This is a genomic window from Candidatus Nitrosotenuis aquarius, from assembly GCF_002787055.1.
Classification (GTDB): domain Archaea; phylum Thermoproteota; class Nitrososphaeria; order Nitrososphaerales; family Nitrosopumilaceae; genus Nitrosotenuis; species Nitrosotenuis aquarius.
Genome location: NZ_CP024808.1, coordinates 1037627 through 1057097 on the forward strand (window position 1 = coordinate 1037627; position 19471 = coordinate 1057097).

General features: G+C 38.9%; 24 protein-coding genes and 2 tRNA genes. 13 read left to right on the forward strand and 13 right to left on the reverse strand.

From position 1 onward, the window contains the following. Positions 1 to 34 precede the first annotated feature (34 nt). Positions 35 to 976 carry a hypothetical protein gene (locus NAQ_RS06165; protein WP_100182712.1) on the forward strand — a complete coding sequence of 314 codons (942 nt, stop codon included), beginning with the start codon at positions 35 to 37 and terminating at the stop codon, positions 974 to 976. On the opposite strand, the gene NAQ_RS06170 is transcribed toward NAQ_RS06165, so the two are convergent. From NAQ_RS06170 to NAQ_RS06180, 3 genes are all read right to left on the reverse strand, one after another. Then, positions 966 to 2195, reverse strand: coding sequence for an integrase (locus NAQ_RS06170; protein ID WP_100182713.1), 1230 nt, complete (start codon positions 2193 to 2195; stop codon positions 966 to 968). The two genes, NAQ_RS06165 and NAQ_RS06170, sit on opposite strands and share 11 nt — an antisense overlap. A gap of 45 nt (positions 2196 to 2240) precedes the next feature. Further along, a tRNA-Lys gene (locus NAQ_RS06175) sits at positions 2241 to 2329 on the reverse strand. Positions 2330 to 2377: 48 nt separating this feature from the next. Then, positions 2378 to 2980 (reverse strand): SRPBCC family protein, encoded by a 603-nt coding sequence (locus NAQ_RS06180; RefSeq protein WP_100183489.1) that lies wholly within the window; start codon positions 2978 to 2980, stop codon positions 2378 to 2380. Positions 2981 to 3070: 90 nt separating this feature from the next. Between NAQ_RS06180 and NAQ_RS06185 the strand changes: the two genes are divergently transcribed. Beyond that, entirely contained in the window at positions 3071 to 3568 is a 498-nt protein-coding gene (locus tag NAQ_RS06185; protein ID WP_100182714.1) for a hypothetical protein, read from the forward strand. Here the strand turns inward: NAQ_RS06185 and NAQ_RS06190 are convergent. From NAQ_RS06190 to NAQ_RS06215, 6 genes are read right to left on the reverse strand one after another with little or no spacing between them, the layout of a single operon-like run. Next, the gene (locus NAQ_RS06190; RefSeq protein WP_100182715.1) at positions 3565 to 4008 is read right to left on the reverse strand and encodes a COX15/CtaA family protein; all 444 of its coding nucleotides are present in this window, start codon (positions 4006 to 4008) and stop codon (positions 3565 to 3567) included. The genes NAQ_RS06185 and NAQ_RS06190 overlap by 4 nt on opposite strands. Before the next feature lie 2 nt (positions 4009 to 4010). After that, positions 4011 to 4955, reverse strand: a complete 945-nt coding sequence (locus NAQ_RS06195) for a plastocyanin/azurin family copper-binding protein (RefSeq protein ID WP_100182716.1) — start codon at positions 4953 to 4955, stop codon at positions 4011 to 4013. A 9-nt stretch (positions 4956 to 4964) separates the two neighbouring features. After that, positions 4965 to 6491 (reverse strand): cytochrome c oxidase subunit I, encoded by a 1527-nt coding sequence (locus NAQ_RS06200; RefSeq protein WP_100182717.1) that lies wholly within the window; start codon positions 6489 to 6491, stop codon positions 4965 to 4967. 44 nt (positions 6492 to 6535) lie between these two features. After that, positions 6536 to 6958, reverse strand: coding sequence for a cupredoxin domain-containing protein (locus NAQ_RS06205; protein ID WP_100182718.1), 423 nt, complete (start codon positions 6956 to 6958; stop codon positions 6536 to 6538). Then, the gene (locus tag NAQ_RS06210; protein WP_100182719.1) at positions 6959 to 7222 is read right to left on the reverse strand and encodes a cytochrome c oxidase subunit II; all 264 of its coding nucleotides are present in this window, start codon (positions 7220 to 7222) and stop codon (positions 6959 to 6961) included. It abuts the gene before it with no gap. 52 nt (positions 7223 to 7274) lie between these two features. Next, positions 7275 to 7901, reverse strand: a complete 627-nt coding sequence (locus tag NAQ_RS06215; RefSeq protein WP_100182720.1) for a histidine phosphatase family protein — start codon at positions 7899 to 7901, stop codon at positions 7275 to 7277. 54 nt (positions 7902 to 7955) lie between these two features. Between NAQ_RS06215 and npdG the strand changes: the two genes are divergently transcribed. From npdG to NAQ_RS06230, 3 genes are read left to right on the forward strand one after another with little or no spacing between them, the layout of a single operon-like run. Next, positions 7956 to 8627 carry an NADPH-dependent F420 reductase gene (gene npdG / locus NAQ_RS06220; protein ID WP_100182721.1) on the forward strand — a complete coding sequence of 224 codons (672 nt, stop codon included), beginning with the start codon at positions 7956 to 7958 and terminating at the stop codon, positions 8625 to 8627. Then, on the forward strand, positions 8628 to 8855 hold the full coding sequence (locus NAQ_RS06225; protein ID WP_100182722.1) for a hypothetical protein: 228 nt from the start codon (positions 8628 to 8630) through the stop codon (positions 8853 to 8855). After that, positions 8848 to 9243, forward strand: a complete 396-nt coding sequence (locus NAQ_RS06230; protein WP_100182723.1) for a pyridoxamine 5'-phosphate oxidase family protein — start codon at positions 8848 to 8850, stop codon at positions 9241 to 9243. Before NAQ_RS06225 ends, NAQ_RS06230 begins: the two co-directional genes overlap by 8 nt. Here the strand turns inward: NAQ_RS06230 and NAQ_RS06235 are convergent. Beyond that, positions 9237 to 10409 (reverse strand): aminotransferase class I/II-fold pyridoxal phosphate-dependent enzyme, encoded by a 1173-nt coding sequence (locus NAQ_RS06235; protein ID WP_100182724.1) that lies wholly within the window; start codon positions 10407 to 10409, stop codon positions 9237 to 9239. The genes NAQ_RS06230 and NAQ_RS06235 overlap by 7 nt on opposite strands. Positions 10410 to 10449: 40 nt before the next feature. On the opposite strand from NAQ_RS06235, the gene NAQ_RS06240 reads away from it, so the two are divergent. The 5 genes from NAQ_RS06240 to NAQ_RS06260 all read left to right on the forward strand — a co-directional run bounded on the left by NAQ_RS06240 (position 10450) and on the right by NAQ_RS06260 (position 13323). Then, positions 10450 to 10524, forward strand: a tRNA-Arg gene (locus NAQ_RS06240). 144 nt (positions 10525 to 10668) lie between these two features. Next, entirely contained in the window at positions 10669 to 11700 is a 1032-nt protein-coding gene (locus tag NAQ_RS06245; protein WP_320410610.1) for an SIS domain-containing protein, read from the forward strand. Next, positions 11684 to 12133, forward strand: coding sequence for a GNAT family N-acetyltransferase (locus NAQ_RS06250; RefSeq protein ID WP_100182725.1), 450 nt, complete (start codon positions 11684 to 11686; stop codon positions 12131 to 12133). The genes NAQ_RS06245 and NAQ_RS06250 overlap by 17 nt, the downstream gene beginning before the upstream one ends. Positions 12134 to 12318: 185 nt before the next feature. Further along, positions 12319 to 12990 (forward strand): class I SAM-dependent methyltransferase, encoded by a 672-nt coding sequence (locus tag NAQ_RS06255; RefSeq protein ID WP_100182726.1) that lies wholly within the window; start codon positions 12319 to 12321, stop codon positions 12988 to 12990. A gap of 96 nt (positions 12991 to 13086) precedes the next feature. Next, on the forward strand, positions 13087 to 13323 hold the full coding sequence (locus NAQ_RS06260; protein ID WP_245871554.1) for a hypothetical protein: 237 nt from the start codon (positions 13087 to 13089) through the stop codon (positions 13321 to 13323). Here NAQ_RS06260 and NAQ_RS06265 read toward each other — a convergent pair whose 3' ends face one another. From NAQ_RS06265 to NAQ_RS06275, 3 genes are all read right to left on the reverse strand, one after another. Beyond that, complete coding sequence (locus tag NAQ_RS06265; RefSeq protein ID WP_100182727.1) at positions 13324 to 13956, reverse strand: PqqD family peptide modification chaperone; 633 nt, start codon at positions 13954 to 13956, stop codon at positions 13324 to 13326. Positions 13957 to 13992: 36 nt separating this feature from the next. Beyond that, positions 13993 to 14988: an S-methyl-5-thioribose-1-phosphate isomerase gene (mtnA, locus tag NAQ_RS06270; RefSeq protein ID WP_100182728.1), complete on the reverse strand. Its 996-nt coding sequence runs from the start codon at positions 14986 to 14988 to the stop codon at positions 13993 to 13995. Between the two features lie 110 nt (positions 14989 to 15098). After that, complete coding sequence (locus NAQ_RS06275) at positions 15099 to 15848, reverse strand: cytidylyltransferase domain-containing protein (RefSeq protein ID WP_100182729.1); 750 nt, start codon at positions 15846 to 15848, stop codon at positions 15099 to 15101. A gap of 95 nt (positions 15849 to 15943) precedes the next feature. On the opposite strand from NAQ_RS06275, the gene NAQ_RS06280 reads away from it, so the two are divergent. The 3 genes from NAQ_RS06280 to NAQ_RS06290 are packed head-to-tail and all read left to right on the forward strand — an operon-like array spanning position 15944 to position 19416. Beyond that, on the forward strand, positions 15944 to 16972 hold the full coding sequence (locus NAQ_RS06280; protein WP_100182730.1) for a Gfo/Idh/MocA family protein: 1029 nt from the start codon (positions 15944 to 15946) through the stop codon (positions 16970 to 16972). 6 nt (positions 16973 to 16978) lie between these two features. Next, complete coding sequence (locus NAQ_RS06285) at positions 16979 to 18238, forward strand: DegT/DnrJ/EryC1/StrS family aminotransferase (protein ID WP_162858675.1); 1260 nt, start codon at positions 16979 to 16981, stop codon at positions 18236 to 18238. A 32-nt stretch (positions 18239 to 18270) separates the two neighbouring features. Next, a complete protein-coding gene (locus tag NAQ_RS06290; RefSeq protein WP_245871555.1) occupies positions 18271 to 19416 on the forward strand; it encodes an N-acetyl sugar amidotransferase in 1146 nt (381 codons plus the stop codon). Positions 19417 to 19471: the final 55 nt, after the last annotated feature.

The following is a 19471-nucleotide window of genomic DNA, read 5'->3' on the forward strand; positions in this document are numbered from 1 at the left end:
AGAATGACTTGGATTACATTGTGGGGGTCGCGGTTTGGCAAGAGGATTAGACAAGAGGCAGAAAAAAGCAGTTGGAAGATCAGAGCACAAAATCATCAAATATGTTAGCAAACATGAGCCAGTTCTGTTTAGACAAATAGTGTCAAACAGTGGATTGCAGGATCACAAGACAGTACGGAAGAGACTCTCAGAATTGATCGCTAAAAAACAGATAGGCACAACCAAATTGGTGTATACTACAAATAAGAACAAGGGAAGAGAGTTTTACTTTTCAATTCCACCCTCTAAAAAAATATCTGATTTATTGCTCAGAGAGGACATCTTTAGGAAAATTGGGACTGACAAGTATTATTACGGCATACGAGACGATGTTCCACTACCCGTACAGGCTGCTCATAAACTCAGATTGCTGATGTTAGAGTTTCAGAGATTGAAGCAGAAATTCGACAGTAAATCCAACTGCATTGTGGTAAAAATCAGAGATAGTGACGGTAAATCAATGTATGATTTTGAATCAAGTAATGCTCAGCTTTTAATAGATTTTGCAGCAATTGTAAAAAGCAGTACATCTGATTCTTATTTTGGTTTTAAAGAGTATTATGATAGTGTTCTACGAGATATTATTTCCAAAATGGATGATATGTTTCAGAATTATAAAATTCTCTACGGGAACGGAATTTTTGATGGTCCAATTAAGACAATCATAGCTAGATTGCTAATCGAAAATACGAAAAGCGGTGCGGCAAGCCAATTACCCAAGCTTTTGTTTGGTGATTCTAAGATAAAACTAAAGAAATCATTTTGTTTGAAAATTGCATCAGAGATTGAACGGGAATTATTCAACAAAGACGGCTCTCCCAACATAGACAGGATTAATCAAAATAACATCAACACGATTGGGGTGAAAGAATATCTTCCTCTTATCTTGTCTGGTGAGGCACTATACGAAATATGGAAAAATAACACTAAGGCCTAGTTTTCCAGCCATCTCTGTAGAGCTCATCCTTGATTCTAGCAACAGCGTCATTCACAAGGGAAGGTATTTGTTTCTCCAATTCAGATTTTTCATTTCTTAGTTTTTTGTTTTCTACTTTCATCCTTTCCTCATCCGAGATAGTCAAGTTTGGCACTGCATTCAGGTATTCCTCAATCAGCTCAAAGATGTGTGCCTGATAGTAGTTCCTGTCCAGCTTGACCAAGCCGGTGTGGTTCATCATGAATTCCTTTTTGATCAAGGCTGCCAAGTGGGAGTCCTTTGATATTGTCTCCTTGTTGACTTTGTTGAAAAATCTCCTAAAGCCGTTCATTGCCGGAATTTCATGTCTTCTCTTTCCCTTTACCAACGGAGTCCTGAGTTGTGCCCTTTTGAGTATGTCGTCAATCCTGGCCCTGACAGCATTTGGTGGAAGCTTTCTTGCAAAGACTCCATCTTTTTTGAAAAGAGGATCTTGCAGTTTTGGTTCTTTTCCGGTTTGTTGGACCCATTCTTTTTTGTAATCTTGTATTGCATTGTATGCTTCAGGAGTGATGAACCCAGGATACTCGTCAGGTGTGTTCTTGTATATTGTTAGTATTGCACAGACGACTTGTGCATGGGTTTGTTCGGATTCTGTTATGTCAAAAGCTAGCTTGTCACCTATTCTGTAGACTGGTCTCATGTCTCCCCATGTGAGATCAAATCCTCCCACGCGTATGCCGGAACTTGCAGCAACTAGCACTATTGCCCTGTCGATTGCACCGTTGCCAAACCTGAGCATGTCTGCAATCTCTTTTCTGGTGTAGGCCCTGCCTTTGTCGTTGTTATCCAGTTCCGGAAAGGTCGCCATCACCCTTCTCCATACCAATGGAACATTGTTCATCTCAAACAGCTTTCTCACAGGCTTGAAGTAGTTTGGAATAGTGGATGGATTGAGGTAGTTTGGGTCATTCTTTGGAAGCTCTGATCTTTCCTTCAGCTTCTTTGATAGTGCAAGTACCACAGACATTCCCCAGTCAGGGTCTTTCTTGGTCTTGTTGACAAGCTGCGAAGCCCTTTCCTCAAAGCTTCCCTCCAATACATTTTCCAAGATATCATTGAGTATTCTTCGCAAAGTCCTAGTGTACTTGTCCTTGGTTTCCTTGGACTTTATTCCATGATAGAATAACTCTAAAGCACTATGGTTTGTGATCTGCAAATCCTTGTTCTCTATCTTCATAATACTATCATGTGGTCTGGAACCATAAAAAGCACTTTATGATAGCGGGTCTGGTGGGATTCGAACCCACGACATAAGGATGTCTCCAAGTAATTTTAAGAGTCCTTCGCTCTACCTGGCTGAGCCACAGACCCCCACCAAGCAAAAAACAATGGTACGGTTATTTAATTGAGATGAAAAATTTAGTTTGAAGTTTTTGCTTCGATTTCGCTGTATTTGTCCAGAATAGCAGTCAAAACTGTCGAAACTGGGATGTTGTTCATCTTTTTCTTTTCTGCCAATAGTTTTTGGTATGCATCCAGTGTGATGTATACTGGTATGGAGCCGTTTCCTTCTAGCAGTCCTCGGACTCTGAAGAGTGCGCTTTCCATTCCTTTTTCAGCAGTCTTGGCGAATTTTACCTTGTTTAGGATTCCGCCCAGTGGACCAAACGGCATCTCATAGTTTACCGTCATTGTGACAGTGGTTAGTCGCTCTGTCTTTGGCGTAAATTCCGTGGTAATATCCCATTTCTTGAATGGTCCTGAGATCATTTTTGCAGAGATCTTTCTTTCCCTGACAAATTCCGTTGTCTCGCAATCCCATTCTAGTCTTTTTCCGCTAAAGTCGCCTACGATTCGAAATGTTGTTCCAACACCCATTCCCTCTTTGATATCCATTGGAATGACTGTCATTCCTACACCCTTGTCAGACATTTGGTCAGAGACGTGCTCTGGTCTTGCAAAGTATGTAAAAACGGTGTCAACGGGAGCTTTGATGTCGATTGATTTGCTAACTGTGGTCAACGTTGGGCCTTTTTCAAAGTCTGCATTTAAAGCTTTTGTCAGTTTCCGAATAAATTCAAGTTGCATTATATTGATCGCAGCGATCAGAAAATGATGCGCCAAGTCGCATTTTTAGCACTAATAGTTTTGGTGTTATGTCCCATTTATGACGCCCATGGCCACGCCTTGTTCAATTCCGCAGAATCCACCATAGGAAACAATCGGGTCCAAATAGCAACAGATCCTGAATTCCCAAGTGCAGGCCAAAAGGCAAAGATCCTAATGCATGTAACCGATCTGGAGCTAAACGACGTCAAAGAGTTTGTCGTAGGAATCAGGATTTTTTATGACGATGTCCAAGTGGATGGAATCCCGCCACAAACAGTTGACGGTGGCTATTGGAGCTTTGACTATACATTTGGCGAGCCCGGCAACCATGTCTTTCGGGTGGACTTGTACGGTGACGACGGCAAGGTAATCACTCACACGTTTAATATGAGCACTCAGAGTCCCTTTGGCTATATCTTCATCTATGTAATAGCATCAGGTGCGATAGGTGCCGCAATCATTTTTGGCTATATCTATTTGCCAAAGAGACTAAAGCGCTAGGCCTGCGTGGATACTGCCTGCCTTGCCATCCTAAACGCAAATATCGCAGTAAGCAGAGTCATTGCAAAAAGCAAGATCCCAATTCCAAGGTGTACAGCAACCAGTACAGCATGCAGTTTTGCCTCTATTACCAGTGCGCCCAATGTTATCTGGGTTATGACAAATATTGTTGCCAGGGTAGATGTCATCTTGATTTTTCCATCGGATTTTTTGTTGAGCCAGACTCCAACGGTTGTCGCAATTATCAAGCTGCCTGTTGTTGCCGCAACGAATCTGTGTACCCACTCTATGAAGAATTCATCATCAGGCAATATTCCATTAGGGCATAGCGGCCAGTCAGGACATGACAATCCAAGGCCAGATGCGGAAACATATCCGCCAATGAACATTAGCGAATACAAGACTATCAGGGATGCTAGGGCTAGGTATTGAAGACGCAAAATTATTCTACTATAAAGTTGCCTTGCATTCCAAGTGCCGCATGTCCTGGAACGGTACAAATGTAGCTATATGATCCTGGGGCTCCCGCAGTAAATGTTACTTCTTTTGCCTCTTTGGGCTTGATTGGATTGTTCATAGAGCCGATTGCAGAGTTGAAGACAATGCTGTTCACATCATCAGGATTTGAGACAACACCAAATGAGTGGAATGATATGCCGTTGTTTGCTGATTTTATGGTAACAGTGTCGCCAGACTTGACCTTTATTTCCGGATTGTGGCCTTCCTCGCCAGGCAGTGCGTTAAACGCTAAGGTCTTGAAATCAGCAGACTCTACGAAATTGAGGTCAAACGTGTGACTAATGCCCGTAGGAGCTGCTGCCTTTGGGGCTTCGCCTTTTGGCCCTACCACAATTTCACCTACCATTCCCATTTCTCTGTGTCCTGGAACTGTACAAATGTAGTAGAATGTACCCTCGCTTGTCGGTATGAATGATGAGGTTCCACTTTCTCCTGGTTTTAATGGGTTGTTCATGCTTGCAACCTCAGTTCCTGCAAGTATGTCGCTAAATCCTTCCTTTGCCGGAGTGACGCCAAATGCATGGAATGATACGCCCTTGTTTACTATGGTGAATTCGACCTTGTCGCCAACGTTTGCCTGAATGGTTGGATTGTGTCCTTCTTCGTTTGGAAGTGCATTGAATGCCAATTGCTTAAAGTCAGATGATTCTACGAAATTCAGTGTAACTGGGATTGTCTTGCCGGAAGCAACTGCCGGACCTGGGGCATGATCTCCTGTCATTGCCTGTACTCCTGGCGGCATTGATATCCAATAATCCCAAAATGCAAAGAATAAAGCGCCACCTGCGATGCAGACACCGCACATGATTGCCATCATTTTTGCGGTTCTTGCAGGAGTTGTCCTATAGATTGGTGTTTCGTGCGACATTTGTATCTCCTAGTGGTGTGGGGTCTTTGCCTGGTGCGGGAAGTAGTATTTGCCTCCAAGGTTCCACGGATCGTCCATGTTTGCTTCCTTGCCTCTGGCAGAGCTGTAAATCATGTTAAATATCCATAGTCCCATGCTGACGCCAATTATCATTGCGCCAACAGATGCTATTTGGTTCATTACTATTATTTCCGGTTGCGGTATGTAATCAAAGACTCTTCTTGGCATGCCGTACAGTCCAAGCACGTGTTGTGTAAAGAAGACCATTACTGTTCCTGCCATTGACATGATAAAGTGAATCTTGCCCATTGTCTCATTGTACATTCTTCCAGTAATGAACGGGAACATGTAGTATAGGAACCCAATAGAGCCAAACGCTATTGTTCCCATCACAAATAGGTGGAAGTGTCCTACCACCCAGTACGAGTCATGCGTGATAAAGTCAAATGGCATTGCGGCATTTGCCACACCGCCTGCTCCTGCAGAGAAGAACAATGCGATTCCTCCGACTGCCCACATCATTGGCGTGGCAAATCGAATTCTTGCACCCCACATTGTTGCAATAAAGTTAAAGACGTGCATTGCAGATGCCGGGACTGCTGCCAATGTTCCTATCATAAATACGGTCTTTTCTGTAAACGACATGCCAGTTGCATACATGTGGTGAGCCCACGATGAGAACCCGACTATTGACAACATTACAAATGCAAAGATTCCAGAGCTCTGGCTGAAAATAGGCCTCCTTGAGAATCTAGGTATTATTTCATACATCATTCCGATTGCAGGAATTACCAGCACATACACCTCAGGGTGGAACGTAAACCAGAACAAGTGCTGGTACGCAATTGGGTCTCCGCCCTTGGCAGGATCAAAGAATCCAGAAACGCCCAGTCTGTCTGTTAGCAACATTACAAGGGCAGCTGCAAATGTTGGGACTGCAACTATGATGATCAACGATGAGCTCAAAAATGACCAGGCAAGCAACGGTACTTTGCTCAGGGGCAAGTCAGGATGCTTGCATTTTAGTATTGTAACTATGAAATTAATTGCGCCTAGAATCGATGACACGCCAAGGATTTTCTGGGCAAAAATCCACATGTCTGCTGCAGGACCCGGAGAACGAATTGCAGAGTATGGAGGTGTTGCATACCAAGTAAAGTCTGCAAAGCCAAGCCAGATTAGTGCGCCTGCCGGCGGAATCATCCAGAATGCGACTGCATTTAGCTTTGGGTATGCCATGTCTTTGTATCTAACCATTATAGGAACGAAATAGTTTCCAACTGCAGATGCAAATGGCAAGAGGAATAAGAAGATCAGAGTTGTTCCATGGACTGTAAACATTCGGTTAAATGTCATCGAATCTGCAATTATCTGACTTCCAGGAAGGAATAGTTCTGCCCTGATTCCTAGCGCCAGTGCGCCACCTAGGAAGAAGAATGTCAGCGACGTGATTGTGTATAATAATCCGACATCGGTGTGGTGAGTCGAAAACATTATCTGCCAAATTGGGCGCGGCTTGGATAGCTCTAGTACCATTTAGTTTTCCACCTGATTTTGTTTTATTAAGTTACTGTGCAATTTTATTCCTCCACATAGAGGGTTGCCCTCATGTTATAGTGTAATAGCCCGCAGTATTCCCTGCATTGAATCATGTATTCGCCTGCCTTGTCGGGGGCAAACCAAACTGTGTTGACACGTCCTACAATGGCATCCTGTAACACGACATAATCATGAATGTTAAATGCGTGGTTGACGTCCTTGGCCGTTATTTCAAATTTGTACGGTTTTCCTTTCTTGACGTGCAGCTCGCCTACTTCTTTGGTTCCATCTGCGTGCTCAAAGGTCCAAAACCACTGCTGCCCTACAACCTTGATTACCTCGGCTTCGGCAGGAGTGTGCTCTACGATTCTTTCGACATTCCATGCCTCTGCGCCCACATATGCCAATAACACTATAACAACGCCAATGTAAATCCATTCAGGCCAGTTAGAGTGTCCGCTCATTTACCACTCACCCTTTTCTTCATATTTAGTTGGCTTGGCTTTGGGGTGAGACTCTCTGAATCTCCATACAACCCAGATAAGTGTGCCAGATACTACTGCGCCAACTGTAAACGCTATTGTCATCATTTTGAAAAATAAATTCCAGATCTCTGCCTTGCGGTTGATGTATTGGCCTGCCTCTGTTGGCTCGGCAAACACAAGCTGTATCACAGGTAAAACTAGTAAAACAGTCAAAACTGACATTAATACAATTGCTCTTGCCATGACCGATTACAGCTCGTGGTCTGCAAATTCTATTTAAGGCTTTTGTAGATTATTAGAAAGGTCCTTGGTTGTATCGATCAGGATTCATTGCATTAATTGCAGACAAAGAAAACTTGCCCTGTTCCTCTCTAAGTATTGTCAACGATGCGTTTGCAATTATTAGCTCAAATAGTGATTGGGCATTCAAGTTCAAAACATTTGAGATCATTGCTTTTATCGGATCCATGTGTGTCACAAGTAGAACATTTTTTCCAGAGTGTTCCCTTCTGACGTGATCCACAATGCTCAGAACCCTGTTTTTGACCTGTGCAAATGTTTCCACCCCGTTTTCCTCAATTGTTGGATCGCCCTGATAAAATTTCAAAAATACATTTCCGTGTTTTGCAAACAAATCATCGTATGCCATGCCAGAAAACCTGCCCATCTCCAGCTCATAGAGACGTTCATCCACTGTTGTTGGCAGTCCAACATGATCGCCTACAATTTGGGCAGTCTTGTGCGCCCGCTCTATTGGGCTTGCATAGATATGAGAAATGTCAAGTGATTTTAGGAATCTGCCAATATCATTGGCTTGTGTGACTCCTTTTGGTGTGAGTGCAACTCCAGGCGCACGCCCTGCCAAAACTCGAGAGGTGTTGTTCTGCGCTTGTCCATGACGCAAAAATATTATCAATCCCATGGATTTTCAAATTTCTCCATAAAGATAATAATAACATTGCCTGCCGTGGTTTAGTTGAAAATAGGAATTATTGGCGGAACTGGCGGCATGGGAAAAGGCTTTGCACTGCGCTGGTGCAAAAAGCACGATATTCTAATTGGCTCGCGAGATGCGCAAAGGGCATCTGATGCCGCAAAAGAATATTTGCAAACAGCAAAGCAAGCATTTGGAAACATCAACGGGACAATTTCCGGTACAGACAACAATTCAGTTGCAGCTCAAAGCGATGTTTTGATTTTATCAATACCATATGAGAACATTGATTCTGTGTGTTCTGGCCTGCTTGGAAACATCAAGGACAGCTGTACTGTCATATCACCTATAGTTCCAATGACAAAGACCGACATTGGTTTTGAGTTCATACCGCTAAAGGAAAACAAGCCATTCTCACACCAAATGGTGCAAAAACACATGAAAAACAAAAACAAGCTTGTATCAGCATTTCATGTCATATCGGAAAAAAAACTTGTCGACCCAAACTTTACACTGGACTATGACATTTTTGTTTGCGGTGACGACAAGGAATCTATTGATGTGGTAAATGGCCTAATTGGAGAGATTAGCGGCCTGCGACCAATATTTCTGGGCTCTGGCGCACTGGCATATCAGGCAGAGATTGCAACTCCACTGCTACTTAATGCCATGATCAAAAACAAAATGAAAAACCCTGGAATCAAAATCCTCTAAATGAGTCAACATTATCCGCGCAGGGGCAGAAACTGGTATTCCGCAATGGGGGTGTTGTTTGTAGTGGTTGGTGCAATTGTATTGGTGCAGAATTTGATAATCTGGAGTCCGGAATTTGTAGTTGATTTTATGTTCAATGGTGAAATAACAAACGAAAAGGTCTCACTAGGCATGTTTGCATTTGGTGGATTTTTGATTCTGTGGGGATTTAGGAAAAAATATGCGTAAAGAGACTCTGCTAAAAAAACAAAAGGTCATGCATCTTGCGACGATTGATTCCAGGGGAAGCCCGCATCTGGTTCCTGTTTGGTATAAAAAAATTGGAAAAAAATTCTACATCGGCACAAACACAAGGACTGCCAAGGCAAAAAATATCTCAAAGAACAACAAAGTCTGCTTTTGCATAGATATTGGCGTTTGGCATCCAATTGATGGAATGATGATAACAGGCAAGGCGAAACTTCTCAGAGAAGAAAACAAGGTAAAAAAAATCGCAGGGCAAGTCCTGCTTCGTTATTTCAAAACATTACAGGAAAAATCTGCAAAGCAACTATTAGACCAGACTGATTGTGTAATAGAAATCACGCCGCTAAAAACAACTAGTTGGCATTACTGACAGAACTTTTCTATTTCGTTTAGCGCAAAGTCAAGTGTATTGATATCTGGCAAAAATACGATTCGAAAATGTCCGCTGCCATATTTAGTTCCAAATCCAGAGCCATGAACTGTTAGCACGCCAGTTTTTCTCAATAATTCCATTACAAACTCTTGATCAGATTTGTATGGGTTTTTTTCAATTTTCGGGAATGCATAAAATGCTCCTTTTGGATTAGAGCACGACAGTCCAGGAATTGAGTTTAATCGCTTTACTACAAAGTCACGTCGTTTTTTGAGCTCTGATACAAATTCAGAGACATATCCTTGCGGTCCGCGCAGTGATTCCAGTGCTGCATACTGGACTGGTAAATTGGTTGAAATTCTTACACGTGCAAGCTTGGGCAGATTTTCTCGAATTGGAGCAAGTTTTGGTGAATGGTTAAATGCAATATAACCAATTCTCCAGCCCGACATTAGATGAACCTTGGAAAATCCGTTTAGCAGTATGATTGGAGAATCTCCAGAAACCTTGCCAATTCCTGTGAATTTTTCATCAAATACAATTTGGTCATAGATCTCATCACATATTATGTACAAGTCATGTTCGTTTGCAATGTCCACTAGCTGTTTTAGCGATTTTTCTGAAAATACAGCGCCTGTTGGATTGTTTGGCGAAATTAAACAAATTGCGACTGTTTTTGGCGTTATCTTTGATTTGATATCGTCAATGTCTGGTGTTGAATTCTTCAAATCCACTGCAAATTCTACTGGCTTGCCTCCATGCAGTCTGACATAGGATGCATATGGAGGATAATATGGTCCTGGTAAGAGTACTTCGTCGCCTTCTTCCACAATTGAAGACATTACCATGTCTAGTGCTTCCGATACTCCGTTTGTAACCAAAATATCGTCCGCAGATACAGACAGGCCTTTTGCTTTTTCCTTTAGTGCAATTTCCTCTCGTAGTTCTGGCAGTCCTTCGGATTGTGCATAATAGTTGTGGCCTTCATTGATTGATCTTATCATTGCCTCTTTGACATTTGTTGGAGGCTGAAACCCATATTGGATTGGATCACCAATATTCAGGTATGTTATTTTTTTTCCCTGTTTTTCGACTTGACGTGCGGCAATTACAATATCACGAATTGCATATTCTACTCCTGCTACTTTTTTTGATATTTTCAAGGGCAGCTAGACAGATATTTAGCCCCGTTAAAGTGCTTTTGGACTCGTAGCACAGTCTGGATAGTGCGGGCGGCTTCGGACCGCCAGGTCGAGGGATCGAAGCCCTCCGAGCCCTTGAATTATTAAGAGTTATCAGAAGATCATGACAATAAAAAACTCAGTTTTCGATTCAGCAGTTCTTGCGGAGTTAATTCTGACAATACATGTTTTAAAATAAATTCATTAATCGTTATATCTCCATAGAATCCATTGAAGGACATTGTCACTCAGTTTATCAGATTTGGATAGATTTGATTCTCACAAAATGCATGAGATCTATGATAAATGGCCAGATATAGCGGAGAAAAACTACCGCACAGAACTCGGACAGGTCAATTTTGATAACATAAAACATTTGGTCTTTGCTGGAATGGGAGGATCAGGCGCACTGCATGATATATTTGCAGCAATTCTATCAAAAACCGACGTTCACGTAAGCATCGTAAAAGGATATCATCTTCCAAGCACCATAAATTCCGATACCTTAGTCGTAACAACTAGCGTGTCTGGAAATACTACTGAAACTTTGACGGTTTTGGATTCATCTAGGCGATCCAAATGCAAAATAATTGCATTTTCAAGTGGTGGAAAAATGCAAGATTATTGTTCGCGATACAAAATAGAACATAGAAATATTCCAATGTATCTGAATCCACGTTCATCATTTACATCCTATTTGTTCTCAATGATCAGAGTTTTAGAACCAATAATACCAATAAAAAAACAAGATGTATTAGAATCAATTAATGAATTAAAAAAACATAAGAAAAAAATATCATCCGATAATCTTTCTAAAGATAATCCGGCATTGGATTTAGCAAATTGGATTAAAGATATACCAATAATTTATTATCCATGGGGGCTACAAGCAGCTGCAGTTAGATTCAAGAACTCGCTACAGGAAAATGCGAAAATGCATGCAATGATAGAAGACATCATAGAAGCTTCACATAATGGAATTGTAGCATGGGAAAAAGAATCAAGAATAAAACCAATTTTGATTAGAGGACACGACGATTACATAAAAACAAAGGAAAGATGGAACATAATTAAAGAGTATTTTGATCATAAAGCGATTGAGTATAAGGAAATTTGTTCAATTGAGGGTGGAATATTGGCAAAGATAGTAAGCTTGATCTATTTGTTAGATTATTCTAGTATTTATCTTTCTGTAATTTCTGGCATTGATCCAAACCCTGTAACTGCAATAGATTTTATAAAAAACAGAACATCTAATGCCAATCATGGGTAGCAATTTGAATAAAGAATTAAGACTGGCAAGAGCTCAAAAAAAAGATACACGATTTATTTATCAAGTTGTAAAAGAGTGGTTAGAGCATCACGCAGATCATTCAGTCATTACGCTCAAAATGCCGAGTTTTGCAAAGTTTTCAAAGACAAAGACCACAAAATACATTATCAAAAAAGGAGACATGCCCATAGGATTTGTACATATTTTGGCAAATAATGAAATCGGATATTATGTGATTCCTGAATTTCAAGGGATGGGACTTGGGACTTGGGCGGTTATACAATTAATGAAAAAACACCCAAGAGAACGATACTATGCTACAGTAAATAATAAGAACATTGCATCCGTGAAACTAATAACTAGTCTTGGTTTCAAATCAAAAGCAACCATTTATGAGAAAATAGGAATTAGTCGTAAAAAAATTAAACGATAGATCCTAAATTTTCTGAAAGAATTTGGACAAATTATAAGATAAGAATATGTATTATTCATTTTTGTAAGATATTTCTAATATTACAAATAATAAGATGAAAGATATAGATTCCATCTAATCATAAATACAGATATTTTAAAAAAAGTTTTACATAACAGTTGTTTTTATTTATTTAGTGACCATTGATGTTTGATCCTATAAAAATCCAACGCAATTTAATGAATAACAAAATTTTGAGACGTTTAGTTCCCAAACATTCACTTGAAGAAGTTCAGGATTATTGGAAAAATCAGAACATTGGAGACAAGAACGCATTCACAGATTACCTCAATAATGTTGAAGGAAGTGAAATTTTTGTGTCTGTAGTGAAGAAGTATCTTCCAGATAACAATGATGCAAGGGTTTTAGAGATCGGTTCTAACGTAGGACGTAATCTTAATGCGATGCTGAAAAATGGATATATGGATTTGTCCGGAATTGAAATCAATTCAAATGCAGTCGAGGCAATGAGAACATATTATCCAGAACTTGCTAAAAAAGTCAAAATATACAATACCACTGTTGAAGAAAAAATTTGCGAATTTGCAGATAACGAATTTGATCTAGTTTTTACAGTTGCGGTTTTAATGCATATTCACTCGGAGAGTGAATGGATATTTTCCGAGATGGTAAGAATTGCAAAAAAATTCATTATTATTTTTGAGGATGAAACCGGTAATGCTACAAAAAACTTTCCAAGAGATTACAAGAAAATCTTTGAAAATCTAGGTATGAAACAAATTCAATACATAGATAGTTTACCACATTGGAGACCAATATACAAAACCCGAATCTTCAAGAAATCTTCCAGTCTATAATAATACTGTGAACATTTTTGATTTATGTTCAATCACATTAGGTGTACATTAGTACAGGTAATCAGTTTATTATAGAAGGAGCTCCTTTTGTTGATCATGCCAGGAATCGGCCTTATGAAAAGAAGACTGGAAACAGAAAAACAAGCTGTGGCTCTGGCGATTTCCGGAGTCATAAAACAATACAATGTTGATCAAAATAATATCAAAATACTAGAAACACAATATGACGCTGATGTAGGTGACTGGTATGTTGCGTTAGGCTTTGCAGACAAGCATACAGTCGTAAGGATGGATTCTATTCACGCGACCATTTTGGAAATTAAAGAAGTGTGATTATTTTTTGAATTGGACGTTTGGTGTTTCTGCTTGTGGTATTATAATCAGTCCTCCGTCACGAAGTTGGCCAATTAATTGGATGACTTCTTTTTCCACTTGAGAACGTCGTAGGCCGGTTTTTTGAGCAAATATTTCTACAAGTTCTGTTATTTTTCGTTGCCCATTACATGATCTCCAAAAGTCAATAATTGCTTGATTTACCATAAACCCCTGATTATGTTCATTTGCCAAAACCATTCCTCCATCTTCTTGTTGTATCACAGATCCAACACCTTGCGGCATGGCAGTTTCGTAATCAATTGGTGCGGGCGTACTTGAAGACGACAAATCCTTGAGTTTTGCCTTGGCAGTTTCTGACATCCTATCCATTGTCCATGGAGGATTCCAAACAATGTCAACTTTGACATCATTTACTCCGGGTACTTTTTTGACATATCTTGTTACATCTTGAACTAAGGTTTGATGTAGTGGACAACCTTGAGTTGTAAGTGTCATTTTGATACTGACATCGTTTGACGGCGTAATATCAATTCCATAGATTAGACCCATTTCCACAATATTTAGTGGAACTTCTGGATCCATACATTTGGTAAGAGATTCCCTCACTTGGTCTACACTTACAGTCGACATATTTTGTGTGTAATTCTAAAAATGAATAAAAACTTTCTATTTCTTAGCTTCAAATAATTTTGGAATAGTTTCATCAAATGGTGGTTTTGCGACTCCGGCTTCGGTTATTATGCCTGAGATTAATTCAGGCGGAGTCATATCAAATGCTGGATTTATTACATGGATACCATCTGGAGCTGTTTTTCTATCACCAATTTGTGTTACTTCGGTTCCCTTTCTTTGTTCAATTATGACATCATCTGGAGTACTTTTCATATCAAAGGTGGATAATGGTGCTGCCACATAGAATGGTATTCCGTGTTGTTTTGCCATCAATGCTACTTGATATGTTCCGATTTTATTGTAGACATGTCCTGTTCGTAGTACTCTGTCTGCTCCCACTACTACTTTGTTTACTAGCTTATTTGCCATTGAATAACCAACAGCAGTGTCTGGAATCAAACTGACATCAAACCCGTCATGTTTTAGCTCAAATGCAGTTAAGCGTGATCCTTGTTGTACCGGCCTTGTCTCTGTTGCAATAACTTTGATGTTTTTACCACTTTCTTTAGTGGCACGAATTACTCCCAATGCAGTTCCATATGCCACAGTGGCTAGAGAACCTGCGTTACAATGCGTCATTATTGTATCGTTGTTACTAAATAATTCAGAGCCATTTTTTCCCATGGTCATGTTAATTTTGATATCATCTTCTGCCATTTGTTTTGCGGTAGTGACTATCAGATCTTTAATTTCTTGTACCGTATTACCTTTGTTTGCAACATTCATTATCTGTTCTAGTCCCCAAGATAGATTTACTGCAGTAGGTCTTGTATCATGGAGTATTTTTCTTGCCTTTTCTAGATCAGCAAGTAATTGTTCTTTTGTTGTTGCATTACTTTGCAATGCTGCTAACGCCAAACCAAAAGCTCCAGAAACACCTATTGCAGGTGCGCCACGCACTATCAAATTCTTAATTGCATAAGCAACATCATTGTAATCAGTATATTTTACGTACAATAGTTCAGTGGGAAGCTTAGTCTGATCTATCATAACAACTGAATTATTCTTCCATTCCACAGTTCTCAGCAAGGTTTGTTTTGATTGTTCCAAGTTTGATTCTTGTCTTTCCTTATCACAATTAATAGATTATGACTTAAGGTCTAGACTGTTGGTGCGTCAACATTTCTATGATCAACATATTTTGAATTAATTAATAATAGATCAGGTTGATTTTTTAAGAGATCAAGTATGTCGGTCATGTAAGGGATCGGTAGTTTATTAGCCAAATTTTGGTAGATTTTTTTTATAAGATCATAATCTTCAGGATAATCCAAAGTGAGTCTGATTCTAGACAAATCCTGTTCATTTTTTATGTTTAAAATTTTAAATTTTTGTTTATTTTTTGTAATATAAAGTGGAAACCATTCTCTAAGATCTGGCTCCTTTATCTCATCATTAAGTCGTCGTAGTACATCATGTGAATATACTTCAATATCCAATCCATGTGGGAATGAGTGGATTTCACAGTTTGTTACCAAGTCACAGATATCCTTATTTTTTACATATATTCCCACAAGTTCATCTACCAGTTTTGGATCAACTAATGGGCAATCAGATGTGATTCGTACAAGAGCATCTGCATCGAATTTCAAAACAGTTTGATAGAGTCTTTGTATAAGATCCATCTCGCTTCCAGAATAATACTTAATTTGATTTTTTTCTGCAAAATCACAAATTTCTTTGTTCTGATCATACTCTCCGGTTGATATAACAACTGCAGAAAGATGCTTGCAATGAGTAAGTCGATTGTATATGTGCCAGATAACAGGTTTGCCAAGAATATCCAGCATGACTTTTCTAGGAAGACGCTTAGAGCTGAGTCTTGCTTGAATTACTGCTATTACTCTCAAGTAAGGATTCTAACCATCAGTCAATATTAAACGTAAGAAATGATTTGCATAATAAAACAAAGCATTGTTAAATAGAATTAGAAAAAATAAACATCATGAAATATCGTTGTGCAGTAATTGGGCTTGGTAGAATTGGTTGCGGTTTTGATGATAGTCCAAATGCTACATTAATCAGCACCCATGCAGGTGCGTATTTTCGCAATGAAAAAACTAACTTAGTGGCTTTTTGTGATGTTGACGAAGATAAGCTAAAAAAATACGGTCCGAAATATGGCGTCACTAAATTGTACACTGATTACAAAGAGATGTTTAGAAATGAGAGTTTAGATTGTGTTTCAATTTGTACTCATGCTAATTCTCATCTAGACATTGTAAAGGCCGCATGCAGATTTAACATAAGAGGAATTTATTTAGAAAAACCAATTAGTGAATCTCTCAAGAATGCTAAAACAATAATTGATATTTGTAAAAAAAATAATGTCAAATTACAGGTAAACCATCAACGGAGATTTGATCCCTTTTATATCAAATTAAAAAAACTTGTTATTGAAAAACAATTTGGGAGAATTCAACAATGTAGCATCTATTATGGTTCCGGAATTGCAAATACAGGCTCCCATATTTGTGATTTGATACGATATCTTTTCGGTAATATTAAATGGGTACAAGCTATAAAAAGTCAAAATCCATCCAATAACGAAAACGACCCAAATTTAGATGGAGTGATAATGTGTGATAATGGAATCAAATGCAGTCTTTTGAGTTTTGATTACAGTAATTATGGAATATTGGAGTTTGATATAATTTCAACTAAAAAAAGGATAAAACTGAATCTCACCACAGGAAAAATTGAGATATTCAAATCTACTTTGCCAAAAATTGGGCTTTATTACAAAGAATTAGTACCACAGACAGTGACGTTTCCTCCTAGAACAAGTGCAATCTTTAATGGAGTGGAAACTCTTTTGCAGTCAATTCAGACAAACAAAGAACCATTATGCACAGGGGAAGACGGTTATCTTTCACTTGAAGCAGTAACTGCATTGATTAAATCGTCGTCATTAAATGGTAAACGAATAGCAATACCATTGAAAAACACTAATTACAAGATTCATTCCAAGTGACACATAGTGAAAAAATTAGCTGTTTTTGGTGGAAGTAAAACAAGGGAGAACCCGTTTCCAAAATATCCAATCATAACACAAGATGAGAAAAATGCAGTGCTGGAAGTTCTTGAAAGCGGAAATCTTTCCACATTTATCGCTTCACCAGGAGAACAATTTTTGGGTGGTAAAAAGATTAGAGAGTTCGAGAATAAATTTGCCAAGTATATCGGCACTAAATTTGCAGTAGCGTTCAATTCTGCAACTTCCGCGCTTCATGCAGCTGTGGTTGCGGTAGGAGTACGACCGGGTGAAGAAGTCATTGTTCCTCCATATACATTTACATCAACTGCGACTTGTGTTCTGATGCACAATGCTATTCCAGTTTTTTCAGACATTAAAAATGATATTTACTGTCTTGATCCAAAAAAGCTTGAAAATGTAAGAACTAACTTAACACGTGCTGTTATCCCAGTACATCTTTTTGGTCATCCTTGTGATATGGACGAGATTATAGAATTTGCATCAAAACACGATTTAAAAATAATAGAAGATTGTGCACAAGCACCTGGTGCCGAATACAAAGGGAAAAAAGTTGGGACCATTGGAGACTGTGGAATATTTTCATTTCAAGAAACCAAGAACATGATGACCGGAGAAGGCGGAATGTTAGTTACTAATGATGAAGGCATAGCAAAAGCTGCCCAAATGGTAAGAAATCATGGTGAAATGATAAACCTTGCAGAGAAGATAAGATCTTACAGGTCTGAGATTTTGGGTTGGGGATATAGAATGACTGAACTTGAAGCTGCCATAGGCATAGCTCAATTATCAAAACTTGATTCATATAATGAACATCGTATCAAGCTTACAAGCTATCTGACTGAGAAACTAAAATCTGTAGACGGTATTAAACATACCAAATATGATTTTGTTAAACATGTCTACTATGTATACTCTTTTTCATATGATGTGAAAAAAATAGGCATTACAAGAGAAAAATTCTGTGAAGCAGTAAGAGCTGAGGGAATTCCAATTTATGGCGGATATGTTAAACCACTCTATCTTAATCCTCTCTATCTTGAAAAAAGAGCATTTGCGTATAAGCATCACAGTGGAACAGTGAAATACGAAAAAGGCATATGCCCAGTAGCTGAATCACTGCACGAAAATGAACTTATTATGATCCCAATATGCAGACCGCCGGCTACAATTGACGATATGGAAGATATTGTTAACGCAATTCGCAAAGTGATAGAAAATAAAGATGAGCTTTTACATGAGTAATAAAAAAATTAATGAGACATTGAGAAAATTGAATGATTATGCGAATTTGTAAGAGATGTATCCAACCAGATACTAGACCTGGGATTTATTTCACGGAGGACGGAATATGTGGAGCTTGTTTATGGGAAGACGAAAAGAAGGTAATTGATTGGGTAAAACGAGAAAAAGAATTACAAGAGATTGTAGATTGGGCTAAAAAGACTACAAAAAGTGCTTACGATTGTGTAATTGGAGTAAGTGGCGGCAAGGACAGCACGAAGCAAGCACTCACTGCACGAGACAGATTAGGACTGCGATGTTTACTTGTAAACAGTGAACCAGAGGGGATTACAGAAATAGGAAAACATAACATTGAGAATTTGAAAAATCTTGGTTTCGATGTGTTATCATTGAGACCAAATCCGAAAATTATGAAAAAACTAGTAAAGCGAGATTTTTACAAATATCTAAATCCTGTCAAGATCACTGAATACTCTTTGTGGTCATCAGCGTACATCATAGCTGATCAGTTTAACATTCCATTAATTGTTCAGGGTGAGAATGGAGGCCTTACGCTAGGTACTCGCCTTACAGGGCTTGGAACAGATTCAGATGCTTTAAAGGCCAATGAAATGAACACAATGTCATCAGGATTAGAAGAATACTTGGAGATTGAAGGCATAACTGAAAAAGATCTTTTCATGTTTCAATACGACCGAAAAAGATTGCAAGAAAAAGGAATTCGTGGAATATGGCTACAATATTATCTGAAGGAATGGTCATTTCGTGGAAATGCAGAATTTTCAAAAAAGCATGGTCTAATGTGGCGTCCAGATGATTTTGATCCGGACTCTATTGGTACCTATGTGCCATTTTCTCAGTTAGACTCTGATCTGGTACAAGTAAATCAGATGCTAAAATGTATTAAATTTGGTTTCGGTCAGTGCATGGATCATGTCTGTTATGATTTACGTGATGGAATAATTACTAGGGAGGAGGCCATAAAATTAGTTCGTCAGTATGATGGAAAATGCTCTGATTACTACATAAAACAATTTTGTGATTACATAGAAATTTCATTAGAAGAATTTTGGCGGGTTGCAGATCAATTTAGAGGTAAGATGTGGTTCAAGGATGAGAACTCTGTTTGGCAAAACGCTTATTGGAAAGCATTAGCAGAGCAAGGCAAAATTCCTTAGCATGATTAGAACCAATACAAAAAGACAAGGTTTTTTATTACAATTTTGAAATCTG

Bases quoted from the DNA above. Each gene is read 5' to 3' on its own strand.
- NAQ_RS06170 (WP_100182713.1), bottom strand. From the start codon at position 2,195: ATGAAGATAGAGAACAAGGATTTGCAGATCACAAACCATAGTGCTTTA.
- NAQ_RS06185 (WP_100182714.1), top strand. From the start codon at position 3,071: ATGATGCGCCAAGTCGCATTTTTAGCACTAATAGTTTTGGTGTTATGT.
- NAQ_RS06195 (WP_100182716.1), bottom strand. From the start codon at position 4,955: ATGTCGCACGAAACACCAATCTATAGGACAACTCCTGCAAGAACCGCA.
- NAQ_RS06200 (WP_100182717.1), bottom strand. From the start codon at position 6,491: ATGGTACTAGAGCTATCCAAGCCGCGCCCAATTTGGCAGATAATGTTT.
- NAQ_RS06205 (WP_100182718.1), bottom strand. From the start codon at position 6,958: ATGAGCGGACACTCTAACTGGCCTGAATGGATTTACATTGGCGTTGTT.
- NAQ_RS06210 (WP_100182719.1), bottom strand. From the start codon at position 7,222: ATGGCAAGAGCAATTGTATTAATGTCAGTTTTGACTGTTTTACTAGTT.
- NAQ_RS06215 (WP_100182720.1), bottom strand. From the start codon at position 7,901: ATGGGATTGATAATATTTTTGCGTCATGGACAAGCGCAGAACAACACC.
- NAQ_RS06225 (WP_100182722.1), top strand. From the start codon at position 8,628: ATGAGTCAACATTATCCGCGCAGGGGCAGAAACTGGTATTCCGCAATG.
- NAQ_RS06230 (WP_100182723.1), top strand. From the start codon at position 8,848: ATGCGTAAAGAGACTCTGCTAAAAAAACAAAAGGTCATGCATCTTGCG.
- NAQ_RS06250 (WP_100182725.1), top strand. From the start codon at position 11,684: ATGCCAATCATGGGTAGCAATTTGAATAAAGAATTAAGACTGGCAAGA.
- NAQ_RS06255 (WP_100182726.1), top strand. From the start codon at position 12,319: ATGTTTGATCCTATAAAAATCCAACGCAATTTAATGAATAACAAAATT.
- NAQ_RS06260 (WP_245871554.1), top strand. From the start codon at position 13,087: ATGCCAGGAATCGGCCTTATGAAAAGAAGACTGGAAACAGAAAAACAA.
- NAQ_RS06265 (WP_100182727.1), bottom strand. From the start codon at position 13,956: ATGTCGACTGTAAGTGTAGACCAAGTGAGGGAATCTCTTACCAAATGT.
- mtnA (WP_100182728.1), bottom strand. From the start codon at position 14,988: ATGATAGATCAGACTAAGCTTCCCACTGAACTATTGTACGTAAAATAT.
- NAQ_RS06280 (WP_100182730.1), top strand. From the start codon at position 15,944: ATGAAATATCGTTGTGCAGTAATTGGGCTTGGTAGAATTGGTTGCGGT.
- NAQ_RS06290 (WP_245871555.1), top strand. From the start codon at position 18,271: ATGATTATGCGAATTTGTAAGAGATGTATCCAACCAGATACTAGACCT.